At 59.9% G+C, this 13,911-nt stretch carries 11 protein-coding genes; 1 reads left to right on the forward strand and 10 read right to left on the reverse strand.

The window, feature by feature from the left end; all coding sequences use genetic code 11:
- Positions 1 to 53: 53 nt before the first annotated feature.
- The 7 genes from ACVWXD_RS00445 to ACVWXD_RS00475 all read right to left on the reverse strand — a co-directional run bounded on the left by ACVWXD_RS00445 (position 54) and on the right by ACVWXD_RS00475 (position 9,363).
- Entirely contained in the window at positions 54 to 770 is a 717-nt protein-coding gene (locus tag ACVWXD_RS00445) for a hypothetical protein (protein WP_401384071.1), read from the reverse strand.
- Positions 771 to 901: 131 nt separating this feature from the next.
- Positions 902 to 2,152 carry a 2-aminoadipate transaminase gene (locus ACVWXD_RS00450; protein ID WP_457370572.1) on the reverse strand — a complete coding sequence of 417 codons (1,251 nt, stop codon included), beginning with the start codon at positions 2,150 to 2,152 and terminating at the stop codon, positions 902 to 904.
- 216 nt (positions 2,153 to 2,368) lie between these two features.
- Entirely contained in the window at positions 2,369 to 3,382 is a 1,014-nt protein-coding gene (locus ACVWXD_RS00455; protein WP_286819971.1) for a sensor domain-containing diguanylate cyclase, read from the reverse strand.
- A 136-nt stretch (positions 3,383 to 3,518) separates the two neighbouring features.
- Positions 3,519 to 5,420 carry an alkaline phosphatase family protein gene (locus ACVWXD_RS00460; RefSeq protein WP_457370573.1) on the reverse strand — a complete coding sequence of 634 codons (1,902 nt, stop codon included), beginning with the start codon at positions 5,418 to 5,420 and terminating at the stop codon, positions 3,519 to 3,521.
- Positions 5,421 to 5,933: 513 nt separating this feature from the next.
- Positions 5,934 to 8,177: an ATP-binding protein gene (locus tag ACVWXD_RS00465; protein ID WP_260368104.1), complete on the reverse strand. Its 2,244-nt coding sequence runs from the start codon at positions 8,175 to 8,177 to the stop codon at positions 5,934 to 5,936.
- A complete protein-coding gene (locus tag ACVWXD_RS00470) occupies positions 8,174 to 8,788 on the reverse strand; it encodes a biliverdin-producing heme oxygenase (RefSeq protein ID WP_260368105.1) in 615 nt (204 codons plus the stop codon). Before ACVWXD_RS00470 ends, ACVWXD_RS00465 begins: the two co-directional genes overlap by 4 nt.
- 194 nt (positions 8,789 to 8,982) lie before the next feature.
- Positions 8,983 to 9,363 carry a response regulator gene (locus ACVWXD_RS00475; RefSeq protein ID WP_032885635.1) on the reverse strand — a complete coding sequence of 127 codons (381 nt, stop codon included), beginning with the start codon at positions 9,361 to 9,363 and terminating at the stop codon, positions 8,983 to 8,985.
- 277 nt (positions 9,364 to 9,640) lie between these two features.
- Here ACVWXD_RS00475 and ACVWXD_RS00480 point away from each other — a divergent pair, with 277 nt between their 5' ends.
- Complete coding sequence (locus ACVWXD_RS00480; RefSeq protein WP_099602192.1) at positions 9,641 to 10,015, forward strand: c-type cytochrome; 375 nt, start codon at positions 9,641 to 9,643, stop codon at positions 10,013 to 10,015.
- Here the strand turns inward: ACVWXD_RS00480 and ACVWXD_RS00485 are convergent, their stop codons facing one another.
- Genes ACVWXD_RS00485 through ACVWXD_RS00495 form a run of 3 tightly spaced genes read right to left on the reverse strand, consistent with a single transcriptional unit; the run spans position 10,016 to position 13,889 of the window.
- Positions 10,016 to 12,037 (reverse strand): LTA synthase family protein, encoded by a 2,022-nt coding sequence (locus tag ACVWXD_RS00485; RefSeq protein WP_457370574.1) that lies wholly within the window; start codon positions 12,035 to 12,037, stop codon positions 10,016 to 10,018. It abuts the gene before it with no gap.
- Positions 12,037 to 12,621, reverse strand: coding sequence for a hypothetical protein (locus ACVWXD_RS00490; protein WP_122680690.1), 585 nt, complete (start codon positions 12,619 to 12,621; stop codon positions 12,037 to 12,039). Before ACVWXD_RS00490 ends, ACVWXD_RS00485 begins: the two co-directional genes overlap by 1 nt.
- On the reverse strand, positions 12,621 to 13,889 hold the full coding sequence (locus tag ACVWXD_RS00495; RefSeq protein ID WP_095186393.1) for a sialidase family protein: 1,269 nt from the start codon (positions 13,887 to 13,889) through the stop codon (positions 12,621 to 12,623). Before ACVWXD_RS00495 ends, ACVWXD_RS00490 begins: the two co-directional genes overlap by 1 nt.
- Positions 13,890 to 13,911: the final 22 nt, after the last annotated feature.

Below are 13,911 nucleotides of genomic sequence, written 5' to 3' on the forward strand. Positions count from 1 at the left end.
ACCGCGCAAAAAAAATGTGGGAGAGGACTCCCACATTGATCCGAGGGTGTTGGTTACTGCTGCGCGATGCTGTAACCCGCAAACGCCGTCTGCTGTTGCAGTGCAGTAATCACGCTCTTGCGGCTCAGCGGCTGCTCGACGCCGGCGTTGTCCACAAAACTATCGACTTGCAGCTCGGCTTCATCGCCTTCACCCACAAAGCTGAAGCCCAGGAACTCGAACGCCTCGCGGTCGACGTTCAACTTGGAACGTGGCGTGCGCAGCGGCAGCGTGACGCTGATGCCGTCCTTGCTGATCACAAACACTTCAGCTTCTTTCTTGGGGCGAGCCGCCTTGCCCTTGCCGGCGCTTGGGTTGCTGATGGCCTGGTGAGACTGGTTCAGCACCTTGAGGGCCAGGCCGTAGACCAGTTCCTGAAACTCGGGGTCGTCCTTGAAGCTGGACAGGATGCGGCTGATGGAGAATTTGCTGCTCAGGTCTTCCAGCGCGATGTTATCGGCGGCTTCGGCGTCCTTGAGCTGCTTGAGCTGGCCCATCAGGTCGTAGGCCTTGTCGTCGTCGAAGGCGTCGTGGGCCTGGCGGATGGCGACGCGCAGTTCGCGGATCTGGTCGCTTTCCTTGGAGGTGTGAAAGGCGTCCAGCACCATCTCGCTGATGATCTTGGCGGCTGGCACGTGCTGTGAAAGATTGATGGCGTTTTCGTATTCAGCTTTGGCGTGCAAGGCGACTACGGATTCTTCGGCGGAGTGTTCGGTGTAAGAATCGGACATTGAAATTTCACTACTTCAGTAAACGGGGAAGACAAAAAAGCGTCGCGCATTTTCAGGGGGGAGGGGGATCAGGTCAAGGCAGCACAATGCCCCTATCGCGGCGCAAGGCTGCCGACCGGCGGATACGGGCGTTAAACCAATTGCTTGAGGCACGCTTGAAGAATATCCAGTCCTTCTTCCAGCACCGCAGGCTCAATGGTCAGTGGCGCCAACAGGCGAATGATGTGCCGCGACTTGCCGCTGGGCATCAATAGCAACCCGGCGTCTCGCGCCAGGCTCAACAATTGGGTCAGTTGCTGAGGCGCTGGCGTGCCGTCGGTGCTGGTCAGCTCGATGCCGCGCATGGCGCCGACGCCGGTCAGTCGGCCCAGGTACGGCGACAGGCGCTGCGAACGCCAGGCTTCATAACGGCCGACGATCGCTTCTTCCTGCTGCGAGCCCCACTCCTGCAAATGCTCATCGGTCATTGCATCGAGGGTGGCCAGCGCCGCTGCGCAGGCAATGGGGTTGCCGGAGTACGTACCGCCCAACCCACCTTTGGGCAGGTTATCCATCAACGTCTTGCGCCCGACCACTGCGCCCAAGGGGACGCCGCCGGCGATGCTTTTGCCGAGCAGGATCAGGTCCGGTTCTATCCCCAGGCGCGAGAAGGCAAAACGCTGGCCGGTTCGGCCGAAGCCGGATTGGATTTCGTCAGCGATCAACAGGATGTCGTGTTTATCGCAAAAGCGCCGCAGCGCCTGAGCGAACTCGATATCCAAGGCGAGGAATCCGGCTTCGCCCTGCACCGGTTCGATGATGAAACATGCTACGTCGCTGATATCGATTTCCACACTGAACAGTCGATCCATAGCCTTCAGTGCCTCAGCGCAGCTCACGCCGTTATCGGCGCTGGGGTAGGGCAGGTGATACACCGGGCCGGGCAGGACGCCGACCCTTTGTTTGTAGGGCGCCACTTTGCCATTGAGGTTGAGAGTGGCCAGGGTGCGGCCGTGGAAGGCACCGTCAAAGGCGATCACTGCAGTGCGGCCGGTGGCGCCGCGGACGATCTTCAAGGCATTTTCCGCGGCTTCCGCGCCGCTGTTGGTGAGCATGCCGCTGACGGGGTAGTTCACTGGGATAAACGCTGTCAGTCGATCCATGAGTTCGATGTACGGCCTGTGCGGCGCGGCGTTGAACGCAGAGTGGGTCAACTTCGTCGCTTGTTCACGAATAGCCTCCACCACACCGGGATGGCAATGGCCGAGGTTAAGCACGCCGATGCCGCCGACAAAATCGATATAGCGCTTGCCCGTGGTGTCCCAGACTTCGGCGTTCTTGCCGTGGCTGAGGCTGATGGGATGAACGATGGAAATCGACTGGCTGATGGTTTCGCGGCTCATGAATCTCGGACTCGGCAGTGGCGGGCGTCGTTTTATCTAAGCCGCAGGCCAGCCCTTGTCGCAAACGAAATAAAGTCGCCGGGTCATTCCAAATCGGAAGGAGCCATTGCCAAAAGTCGTTTGTGGCAACGCGCTGAACCCGTCAAGCGCGGCCTCATGCGCTGTGGAGCAGAGGCGGCATTCAGTACCCGCCGCCAGTGCGTTGACGGGCTTGAACTACTCCGACACCCCATCTTTCCCCGCCGCTTTGGCGCGATACAGTGCCTGGTCGGCACGCGCCATCAGGGCGGCGGGGGATTCATCCATGCGGCGCTCGGCCACGCCCAGGCTCAGGGTGACGGTGAGATCACCGCGCACCGGGATCTTGCGCATCGTTCGGCAGATGTTCTCAGCCAACGCCCTGGCGGTTTCCAGTGAGCTTTTGGGCAGCACCACCATAAACTCATCACCCCCCCACCGGGCCACCAGGTCGCCTGGGCGAATGCAGCTCTCCAGGCATTCCACGACGTGCACCAGGGTTTGGTCGCCCACGCCGTGGCCATGTCGGTCATTGATTGGTTTGAAGTCATCGATATCCACCGCGATCAATGCCAACGGCAGGCGAAAACGCTGTGCGCGGCCGCACTCTTCCAGCAGTACTTTTTCCAGGCGGTAGCGGTTGGCGACGAGAGTGAGGGCGTCCCGTTCGGCCAGGGAGCGGTTCTCGTTCAGCTGTAGTTGTAATTGCTGATTGACCCGCGACAGCTCGCGCGTCCGCTCGGCCACCAGTGCCTCAAGGGATTGATTGCGTCGCTCCAACTGTTCAACGGAGGATTTGCGCAGATCGATGTCGCGATGGGCGCCCACCATCCGTGCTACCGAGCCGTCCTCATTGCGCGCAATGACATAGCCGCGATCCTCGATCCACAGGTAGCTGCCATCTTTTTTGCGGCAACGGTATTCGGTTTGGTAGTGAGGGGTACGCTGGTGGACGTAGTCATCGAACACCGTCATCACACGGGGGTAATCGTCCGGATGGATAACGTTTTCCCAGGTAAACACGTTGTTTTCCAGGGAATGGCGAGGGTAGCCCAGCATTTCGTACCAGCCTGGGTTGCGGTAGACGAACCCGGTATTGGCGTTCCAGTCCCAGATGCCGTCGCTGACCAGCTCCAGCACGGCATGCAACATGTCGGCGTTAAGGTGGGAAAAATCATGGTCCAGCGGGTTGTTGCCGGAAGTATCGTCCATCTGCGCATTCCTTGCGTGGGCAGGCGCCTAGGCCTGCCAATGTTGTCGCCGATACTCCGTGGCTGGGGCTACTGTACAGCAGGGATTAAACGCTTTGAATAGAGTGGGTATGCTGCTTTTGGGTGATGGCTATTGGCTATTGTTGCGGCGCCACCATCCTCGTCCGAGGGTTGCCGTCCGCGTTGTGCTGGTAAATAGCCTCAGGCTGCCCCCGCTCGTTGAAAAACACTTGGCCAATTCCGGCCGAATTCCATAACCGTTCACCGGCTTCGGCATGTTCCGGGATATGGGGGACCACCTGCATGGTGCGGCGGCGAGTGAACCAGTTCAGGGGCGATCGCGGCGAATAAAGCCAGCGGTTGAGGCGGTCGAACCATTCCAGCAATCGGGGTGGGAATTCGTTCTTGATGCCGCTGCTGGTGATCTGCCAGATTCTGGGGCCGGCGTTGCGGTGGCGGATCAGCACTTCATAGACAAACGAGTAGTGCACGTCGCCCGAGAGGATCACGTAGTTACCCGGCGTGCGCGAGTGGCGGAAGATGTTGAGGATGACCTGAGCTGCGCCGCGATGAGCCATCCAGTTCTCGGCGTCCACCAATAAAGGATGGCCGCACCAACTGAAGATTTTTTGCACGGTCTCGATCAGCTTGACGCCAAAAATCGGCGCGGGAGAGACGATGATGGCTGAGGGATGATCGAGCAGCTCTTGTTGCAGTTCGCTCAAGGCTTCCCAGTCAAGGAGGCCTGATGGGTGCTTGAGCGTGAATTCGCTGCGCCAGCGCCGGGTGCGGGTGTCGAGCACCACCAAGGCCGGCGTTGTGGGCAGGACGTAATGCCACTGCTGGAACTTCAGCAGAGTCTCCACCAACTGGTCCTGCGCGAGGGCGTCCAAGTGATTATCCTGCGTGTGGGTGACCAGTGTCTGCGTTTGGCCCACCAGCTCAACAAAGGCATCCGGGTTATTCCCCCAACCCTGGCACAGCAGGTAGGCGAGCAGCGCGTTACCTATGATGCGTTTGGAAAACGGATGGCCGTAGGCGGTTTCTTCCCATTGGGCGCTGAGGTTCCAGTCGTCGGTGATGTCGTGGTCGTCAAAGATCATCAAGGTGGACAGGTGGGCGAACACCCGTGCTACGTCCGGCAAACCCTCACGGAATGTATCCAGCGTTACTTGCTCGCGCGCATAGCGCGATGACTCCTCGGCGCTCAGTTGCGGCGGTTGTGGGGTGATCAGGTTCCAAGGCGCAGGCGACCACCACACCAGCAAGTACATCGCCATGACTTCGGCGAAGGTCACCAGATGGTTGTCGGCGGTGCTGCTGGTGAAAATCGGTTTTTTCACGCCGCCAAAAAAACGTTCACGCAGGGTCTCGTTGCTGTCCAGCGCCGGGAGCAGATCGGCGCGGTTGTAGTAGCTGGCGTGATGCCCGTAGAGGCTGGCGCTATCGTCTACCACGGCGCCTTCCAGGTATTCGTCGAACAGGCCCAGGCGCGCAATCAGCCCATGGATCGCTCGCAGCATCGGCCCGGCGACATCGTCGGCATACACTTGGTCGCCGCTCATCATCAACAAGGCCGGGCGTTCGGTTGGGTTCTGCGCATTGGCCAGCAGGCGATCAACGCAAAGCAGGCCTTCGTCGGCACTGTGGTGAGGTTTGCGGCACGAGCCGTGCACCAGTTGATGGATACGGCTGTGCAGCACGAAGCTCGGGTATTGGGCGTTGGCGTACAGCAAGTGGGGCGCCCACTGGGCTATGCCGGTGCCGTCGACGAGCAAGTCATAGTCGATGATCACATCCTGCGGCAGCGCCTTTTCCAGCCGTATATCAATCAGATGGACAAACGCCTCGCGACCCACCTGCACGACTTGGCATTGGTCCTGGCCCAGCGGGATATCCAGGTGCTGCTCGGCAGATTGCAGCCTCAGGGTCAGGGTTAATGCTCGGCTTCCCACCAGCCACAACACCAAGCGTTGGGGGGCCAGGCGCCGCAGCAGAGGGCCGGCGAGTACGGCGGGCAAGGTGTCGGGATGTGGCATGCAGTAAAAGGCTCCGGCCAGGGTTGAACCGGAAAGATTAGCGCAACGGATGTCAGTGTTTTGTTAAGACGCGACGACCTACAAAGACGAGGGGCAGTGCACTGCCCCTCGTACGACGGTTTAAGGCAAGTTGCCCTTGCCCAGGCTGTCTAGGCTGCCGGTATTCCTGTGTCGGCCATCGCGCGCCGAACCGTCAGCGTCCTGAGGTTCGAGCTGCGATTGAGGGCCGTCGATGCTGCGCTTATTGCGTTGAAGGGGGGCGTCGTCATGCGGTGCAGTGGGGTATTGAGCAGGCAGAGGGGGAGAATTTATAGGGCCGAGCATGGAAGTATCCTTCTATCAGTCGAGGGTGACTTCGCCCTGTTGAGCGAAGTGGCGACAAACTTATAGAGGAGGAGGGGCGTCGAGCTATAAACGCCCTGCTGCAAGATATGACGGACGTTGAGGCCCGCTCTCTAGAGCAGGCCATGCCTGGCTATTGCCACAGACCCCTTGCCACAAGGTCGCTGGCGCTTAGGTCGGTGAGTTTTCAATTACGTTCGGCACCGTAAACCGGAACTCGCTGCCGCGCCCCACTTCACTTTCAGCAATGATCTTGCCGCCGTGGGCGTGGACGATGCCCTGGGTGATGTAGAGCCCCAAGCCACTGCCCGTTGGATTGTTTTCGGTCTGGGTCCAATAGCGGTCGAACACATGGGGCAATTGCTCCGGCGCAATGCCTTCGCCGGAGTCGCGCACCGAAAACACGGTCTCCTCACCATTGCTCATGGCACTGATGCCGATAGTGCCTTGGCGCGGCGTGAACTTGATGGCGTTGCCGATCAGGTTCGAGAGCACCTGGAACATCCGCTCAGGGTCGCCGTTGATCACCAGATCAGGCTCGGCGCTGAACGAAAGGTCGATGCCTTTTTCCATCGCCAGCGGTGCGAGCAACGAGTAAGCCTCTTCGAACATCTGGCTCACATCCAGCGCCACTGGCTTGACCACATAGCGCCCGGCCTCGATTTTCGAAGTGTCGAGCAAGTCTTCCAGCAGCACATTCATACGCCCGGCGGCTTGCTGCATGGTGTCGATGGCCGTGGAAATCCGCCGCGACGTGTGTGGGCCATCGGAGCTGAAGGCCTTTTGCATCATGCCGCACAACATCGAAATGACCGTCATCGGGTTGCGCAAGTCGTGGGATACCACCGCCACCAGTTCATCACGGGCGCGCACGGCTTGTTGCTCACGCGCTACTTGGCGTGCCAGGTCGTTTTCCAGGGCGGAGCGACGCAGGTCATTGGCGGCAAACAGGTCACCATGGCTCCACTTGGTGGAGATGCCGGCCATTTCCACTTTCCAGATTTCAAACGAAGTGCGTGGGCGAAGGCGCAAGCCAGCGTCGGAGTTTTCCAGATCCAGTGGCTTGTTCGGGTCGCCGCTCCAGTTGATGTTCTCCTTCACTTCCGGGCGGAACCACAGCACACCGTTATCCACCGGTTTAGGCAGGCTCATGGCCAGGACACCGCTGGCCATCTGCTGAAACTCAGCGGCCGGCGGGTAGACGGAGGCCAGGTTATGGCTTGAAAACACCGTATCGCCGCTCTCTTGAAGCCACTTGTGCAACGCGCGGATCTGCGCCGGTTCCGGGCAGTTGCCGTAGCGGTGCAGTTGCTTGTCTTCGATGATCGCCACACCGCCGGACAGGGTCAGGTCCATCAGCACTTGGCCTTGCAGGGCCAGGCCATCGAACACGTTGTCCGCCGAGGCTTTCATCGCCTGATCCAGCAACGCCAGGGACTCGACTTTTTCCTCGCGCTGGCGGCTCAGGTCCAAGGCTTCCATGGCGCTGATCTGCAATGACAACACCTGGCCGATGGTCTGGCAGGCGGTACGCAATTCGTTGGGCACCAGCAGCGGTTCACGGTTGCCGCAGCTGATCAGGCCCCAGAGTTTGTCGCCCTTCATCAGCGAGATGCTCATGGACGACAGCACACCCATGTTCTGCATGTACTGACAGTGAATCGGCGACACACTGCGCAGGGTGGCGAAGCTGAGGTCCAGCGGCTCACCGTTGTCCGGGCGCAGTTTGGGCAGCAGTGGCACTGGCTCGTAGGCCGCGTTGGGAATGATGCGCAACCAGTTGGTGCGATACAGCTCGCGGGCCTGCTCGGGAATATCGGACGCGGGGAAGAACAGCCCGTTGAACAGTTCCATGGACGGCGCGGACGCTTCGGCGATCACTTGGCCGTGGCCTTCCTCTTCGAAGCGGTAGATCAGCACGCGGTCGTAGCCGGTCATGGCTTGGATTTCATGCACGCTGATTTCGTACAGCGCTTGCAGGGTTTTCGCCGCCTGCAAACGTTGCAGCATCTTGCCCAAATCACTGGTGCGACGATTCATTGCCCGCGGCTGGAAATTTTCCAGCAAGGGTTCGAATTCCAGTATCAGGACGCCCTGATGGCGATGCAGCAGGCCATCGAACTTGGTGCCGTTGAAAGTAACGTGCAGCGGCGGCGCGTCGATAAAGTTGTTGTGCTCGACCATGTGTTGCACAGCCTTAGCGTGCTCTGCGCCCAGCAACCGGTGCAGCGGCTGGTCCAGCAGCGTCTCCGGTGCATGATTGAACAGGCTGGCGACGTTGGCGCTGACTTGGATGATCTGCAAGCCGGGGTCAGACAGCGTCAGCAACACACCATGGGGCTGGATGGCCCCCGGAATGCGAATAGGCTCGTCCGCACAGTTGGCAAGCAGCTCTTCAAAATCATCGGGTTTCATAGCAATACCTCCTGGCTGTCGAGCCATTGCTCAAAGCAGCGGAATGTCGAACGGGCCGCGTCTACCGCGTGTTGTTTGGCTGGTGCGTCCAGCGGCTGGTGGCCCAGATAGTCGAGAAAGTCTTTCCAGCGCCGACCAGTCTCGGGGCCATACACATTGAGAAACGCACCGCCGTTATCGGCGTCCAGATCCAGGCGCTGAGCCATTTCCCGGCGCAGTACCTGGCCGCCCAGCGTAGCGCCTTCGAGCACATACAAGGCGCCCAGGCAGGCAGCAGGGGTATCGAGGAGCGGCAGTTGGGTGCAGCGGGGCAGGTCGTTGATAGCCATGTCATTCAGGCCAAGGGCGAGAAGATCGCTCAACAGAGTGGGCGTTTTCACACGCAGCTCTGTGTCATAGCCATCAGGGATCAACTCACAATCGTACAGCGCGGCTTCCATTGGCCCATAAAACCCGTAATACGCCTGGAGCAAGCGTCGAAACCAGTCGGCATCCAGGTATTCGCTGAAAAACGGCAGGCGCTTTTCCAGCGCTACATGCAGCAGGGCCGTGCCTGTGCGCAACGCTTCCAACAACGAGGGCACACCACCGTCAGGGGCCTGTGAATGCATTCAATAAGCTCGAACTGTGGGCCTGCCGGCCATAAATGACGCATAGAATTGGGCAGTGATTCTACACACCTCATGGCCATTGGCTGTACGCACAAGGCGAAAAGCCTGACCAGCGGATCAGAAAAGTCTCTCCTTGCTCATTAATGACCGCAGTGTTTGTCCCAAAGTTCGGCTTCAGTGATGTTGCGATGCTATCAATGCAGGTGCGGGCTTTGCTGGGTCAGTGCCGTTTGCACACACTCAATCAGGTGTTCGGCGCTCCACGGTTTCGGTAGAAACCGCACAGAGCTACCCAGTTCCGCCGCGATCTTAGTGTTGCCGGATGTCAGCACTACCTTTACCTCTGGCCAACGATGGGCCACTACCCGGCTCAAGTCATAGCCGTTGAGCAAACCTGGCATCTGAACATCACTGACAATCAAGTCGACCGGTTCATCATCCCGCTCCAGAAAAATCATCCCTTCATCCGCCGAAGGAAATGACGTCACATGAGCCCCAAAATCCTCAAGTACATCCACCATTAACGAGCGAATGATCTCGTCGTCTTCCAGTACTAAAATCGATGGCTGAGCCATGATCGTTACTCCACCATCAGGGTTCAGTAAGGTGGAGTGGAAGACCATCGGATAGGTTCGATTGGATATGTCCAAAACGATGGGTGGTTACTCAGAGGGGTCTATTTTGCTTGTTTGCGGGGAGGTGCGGCACGATCCCTGTGCTCTGCAATGCACGCAAAAGGCTGTCGACCCTGAATGCTCCCCTGATCGAGCGTGGACCGAAGCGCTGATCTGGATGGGCATGCGTTCCTGACAAACAGGCATAATCGCCCGCATTCGCCGATGTGGAGTTCCCATGAAGTACGTCCTGCTCACCCTCGCCCTGATCCTTAACGCCCACTCAGCCCTCGCGGCCGGCGACGCCGAGGCGGGTGGAAAGCTCTTTACCAAGACCTGCGGCGGCTGCCACAGCGTCGGCGAAGGGGCGCGCGGTGGGTTCGGCCCGGAACTCAACGGCATCATCGGCAGGCCTGCCGGCACCACCACCGACTATCAGTATTCTGACGCGATGAAAAACTCCGGCGTGGTCTGGACGCGGGACAAACTCGCCGCCTATATCGAGGCACCGAAGAAGGTAGTGAGCGGTACGCGGATGATCTTTTGGGGCATCAGTGATCAGGAGAAAATCGACAACATCCTGGCCTACCTCGAAACCTTCCAACCCAAATAATCACTCCCGTACATTTCTGAACAGCATCAACCGCGCGCTCTCATGCAGCCCACGGGTCAGCGCCTGCAAACGCTGAAACTCTGCGGGATGTTGCGTTGCCACATCCTCTCGCGGTGTCTTTGAGGCCAGGTCATGCAGGGTCGGTGAGCTGCCGTCGTGTTGCATTTGCAACAGGAAGTGTTGGGTCACGCCGCCGATGATTGGAAACGTCCCCTCACGCAACACCAGCGGCACCACGCGCTCGCCTTCCGGAGCAGGCTGTTGGATATCCCGGCCCATGGCGCCATTGGTGAACGGCACGCCTGCCATGCCCGCAACGGTCGGCAACAAATCCGCCAGGCCCACCGCCTGTTCGATCACCCTAGGTGCCAGGCCCGGCGCGTGGATCAACAACGGCACGTTGTTGCTTTCCAGCCCCAGTTGTTCAAAGGCAGGCGCCATGTGCGGGATCTGGCTGATGCGCGTGTTGTGGTCGCCGAAGAACACAAAAATGCTGTTGTCGTAGTAACCACCGGCCTTGGCGATTTCCATCAAGCGGCCGATGTTGTAGTCGAGCAGGCGCACCGCGTTGTATTGCTCGACACTGCGCGAACCGGCTGCCTGGACTTGCTCCAGGGTCACGTCCGCCACCTGGAAACCGTCGTTGTCTTTGGGAATCGTGAAGGGTCGATGGTTGCCGGAGGTTTGCAGGTAGGCGAAGAACGGCTGGTCCTTGGGCATCCTGCTCAACAGTTCGTCACCTTCCTTGAACAGGTCCAAGTCTGAAATGCCCCACACATCTACCCGTGGCGATTGCCAGTCGCTCTCTTCAAACAGCTGCACGTCGTCGACGCTCTGGCGGATCAGCGCGTTGATATTCGCCCAGCCGGCGTTGCCGCCGATCATGTAGAACTTCTGATAGCCCTCGAATGCGTTGATCAGTGTGTGTTGCCGGGTGATCAGCGGATTGCGCGTGGCAGTCTCCTGGCGGGTGACGTCGGGCACGCCGGTGATGCTGGCCCAGACAGTCTTGGCGGTGCCGGTGACCGGTACGTAGAAGTGCTTGAAGAACCAGCTTTGGCTGGCCAGTTTATCCAGGTTCGGCGTGGGATTGAGCGGGTTGCCGTAGGCCCCGACGGCGCTCGTGCCAAGGGATTCGAGCATCACGAAGATCACGTTCAGCGGGCGCTCGCCGGCCAGGCGATAGGGCTGCACACCCTGGTGGCGGGTGAAATTCAGTTGCTGGGCGTCCGGTTGATCCACCCCCAAGTACTGGGCGACTTGCGGGTAATGCTTACGCACCTGGGCTTCATCGAACTGCGATTGGCCGACCTTGAGGGTGTCGTACAAAAACAGCACCGGGTTGAGGCCCACGGCGGCCACCTGGCTGTTGCCGGAAAAAAACGCATCGCTCCAGCGTAGCGGCACTGGGTTTTCCAGGTTGAGGTTGGCCACGCGCCCCAGCAGGGCGAGCAGCACGGCGACCACGCCAACCACTGAGACTGACGTCACCGCCCATCGATTAATGGGGGTTGGCGCACGGTCCAGGGTCATGCGCTCCAGGCAGATCAACGCCCATACCCACAACCCCACTGCCGCCAGCCAGCAGGCGGTTATCCACAGCACTGGATAGGTTTCCCACACCATCTGTTGTGAAATCTGTGCGTCTTGCAGGTAGCGCAGCACCGTCGCATTGATGCGTACGCCGAGGTAGGCGTAATGGCCGAAGTCGATGATGTACACCAGGCCGATCATCGCCAGTGCGACCACCAGGTAGGCACGTGCCAGCCAGCGCAGGACTGGCAGCGTGTTGAGGTTCCAGCGCGGCAGCCATGCCAGCACGGCCAGCGGCAGCAGCAGCAACACCGCCAGGCGCAGATCGAAACGCAGGCCGATGCCGAGGGTTTCCAGCAGCGCCGGGGTTGTCACATCAAGGCCGGAAAAACCCAGCACAAACACCAGTCGCAACGCAGCCAGCAGCACAAACACCAACCCGATCGCGCCCATGCCGTAGCGCAGGCGACGTGATTGCAACGCACTCATCAAATTTTCCATTCTTTAAAGCAGTACAGTTTGAGTTGCATTAATCCAGCGACGACGCAGTAGCCTGCCAAGAGCGGATCAACCAGATAATCCCAATAGTTCTCTGAGGCCTTGAGCCGCAATGCGAACGCCAGCGTGCCGATCACCAACATCCACACCGCCAGCGCATTGCGCAGCCACAGCATCAACAGCGCCGCCACCGCGACCAGCACAATCATCGGTCGAGGGTTGAAGCCCAAGCGGTACGGGTCGAAATAGGTCAGGCCTAACGTGGCCGGGTAGAGCACCAGGCTCAGCAGGCCAAACAGCAGCAACATCTGCACCTGATGTGGTCGAGCCAGCGGCTGCACCACGCCCAGACGGCTCAGCGCAACCCACCCCAACAACACCAGCGTGCTGATCGCCAAATCATCGGTAAAACTGCGGACATAGGCCGCCAATGGCAGCTCATTGATCGGGATAACGCTCACCACCACCAGGACTGGCAGCAACCACGGTCGCCATCGGGCGGTAAATCGAAACGTGCTTAACAGCACAAACCCCAACAGCACAAAACTCAAATGCGCCTGCCACAGCAACACCATCACAGACGCTCCGCCAGCCAGGCTTCGTTGAAGCTGACATGTTTGATAAACGTGTTATTCCACGAGTACACCAGGTGGTACATACCGTCCGGGCTACGGCTGAAGTACGGGTACTCGTACTCGAAATCGCAGCCACGGGGTTTGCACACGCGGTAGTCGAGGCTGCTGAGAAAACGTTGCTCCAGCGGTAAACGCTGCGCGCCGCTGGAGGCGCGAAAGCCTTCGCCGATGATCTCTTTATAAGCTTCGGGGGCGAACGGTTGGCCGAGCGGGTCCGGTGATTCGTCCAGTTGCACCACAGTGCGCCACTGGCTGAGCTGGGCGTCGGTGCCATAGAGGCTGAGCTTGAAGCGGCCGTCCTGCAGGTCATTGAGCGCCACCAGCAACCCATCGTCCACCGTGCCCACCGCCGCCAGCGACGAGTTAGGGTTGGCCGGTTCCAGCGGGTACGGCTGGCTCCAGGTTTGCCCGGCGTCTTCAGTGCGGCTGGCCAGCACGCGGTGATGGGTGTCGCCCGCATAGCGCAACATCGCCACGGCGCGTTGGCCGTCCAGGGGCACGATGGTCGGTTGCAGGGAATTCTTGCCGCGGCTGATACGGAATTTGTCGATCACTGCTCCGTCTGCGCTCAGGTACAGGTACTCGGCAAACTTGCCCATGAACTCGTGGTACACCGGCAGGCCGATGGAGCCGTCGGCGTGGAACACCGGCGCGGCGCGAACCAGGGTGCTGATATTGAAGAACGGCGAGGTCACCAGTTGCCGAGGGGCCGTCCAACTGGCCCCCAGGTCATCCGACACCATCACGTTGATCGCACTGGTGGCCCAGCCGCCGACTGACACCGACACATAAAACATCCACAGGCGTTTATCCGGCGCCAGGGCAATCACCGGGTTGCCGAGCTTGCGGATATAACGCTGGGTTCCGTCGCGGGTGCTTTCCCGCGTGGCCAGCACCTGTTCGGCGCCCCATTCGCCGGTACGTGCATCAAAGCGCGCGGTGCGCACCTGCACATCAGCGGCGCCTTCGCGTGAGCCGGCGAACCACACCGCCATCAAGTCGCCGCCGGGCAGGGCGGTCACGGATGAGGAGTGCACAAAGTCGGTGAGCTGGGTGGATACGAACCGGCTGCTGTACTGCGCCGGCGCCGCCACTTTTGCGGTGTTCGGGCTGGTCTGGGCAAACGGCGCCAGCACATGGGGCGGATGGCTTTGCCAGGCAGCGAAAAACACTGCCAGCAGGCTGCATATCAATAAGGCGGAGCGCATAGGGAACCTGTGGGTAAAAGGA

The sequence above is a fragment of the Pseudomonas sp. TE3911 genome, assembly GCF_054062775.1.

Excerpts from the sequence above, each read along its gene's own strand:
- ACVWXD_RS00470 (WP_260368105.1), bottom strand. The coding sequence starts at position 8,788 with ATGCATTCACAGGCCCCTGACGGTGGTGTGCCCTCGTTGTTGGAAGCG.
- ACVWXD_RS00480 (WP_099602192.1), top strand. The coding sequence starts at position 9,641 with ATGAAGTACGTCCTGCTCACCCTCGCCCTGATCCTTAACGCCCACTCA.
- ACVWXD_RS00445 (WP_401384071.1), bottom strand. The coding sequence starts at position 770 with ATGTCCGATTCTTACACCGAACACTCCGCCGAAGAATCCGTAGTCGCC.
- ACVWXD_RS00450 (WP_457370572.1), bottom strand. The coding sequence starts at position 2,152 with ATGAGCCGCGAAACCATCAGCCAGTCGATTTCCATCGTTCATCCCATC.
- ACVWXD_RS00465 (WP_260368104.1), bottom strand. The coding sequence starts at position 8,177 with ATGAAACCCGATGATTTTGAAGAGCTGCTTGCCAACTGTGCGGACGAG.
- ACVWXD_RS00495 (WP_095186393.1), bottom strand. The coding sequence starts at position 13,889 with ATGCGCTCCGCCTTATTGATATGCAGCCTGCTGGCAGTGTTTTTCGCT.
- ACVWXD_RS00475 (WP_032885635.1), bottom strand. The coding sequence starts at position 9,363 with ATGGCTCAGCCATCGATTTTAGTACTGGAAGACGACGAGATCATTCGC.
- ACVWXD_RS00490 (WP_122680690.1), bottom strand. The coding sequence starts at position 12,621 with ATGGTGTTGCTGTGGCAGGCGCATTTGAGTTTTGTGCTGTTGGGGTTT.
- ACVWXD_RS00460 (WP_457370573.1), bottom strand. The coding sequence starts at position 5,420 with ATGCCACATCCCGACACCTTGCCCGCCGTACTCGCCGGCCCTCTGCTG.
- ACVWXD_RS00455 (WP_286819971.1), bottom strand. The coding sequence starts at position 3,382 with ATGGACGATACTTCCGGCAACAACCCGCTGGACCATGATTTTTCCCAC.
- ACVWXD_RS00485 (WP_457370574.1), bottom strand. The coding sequence starts at position 12,037 with ATGAGTGCGTTGCAATCACGTCGCCTGCGCTACGGCATGGGCGCGATC.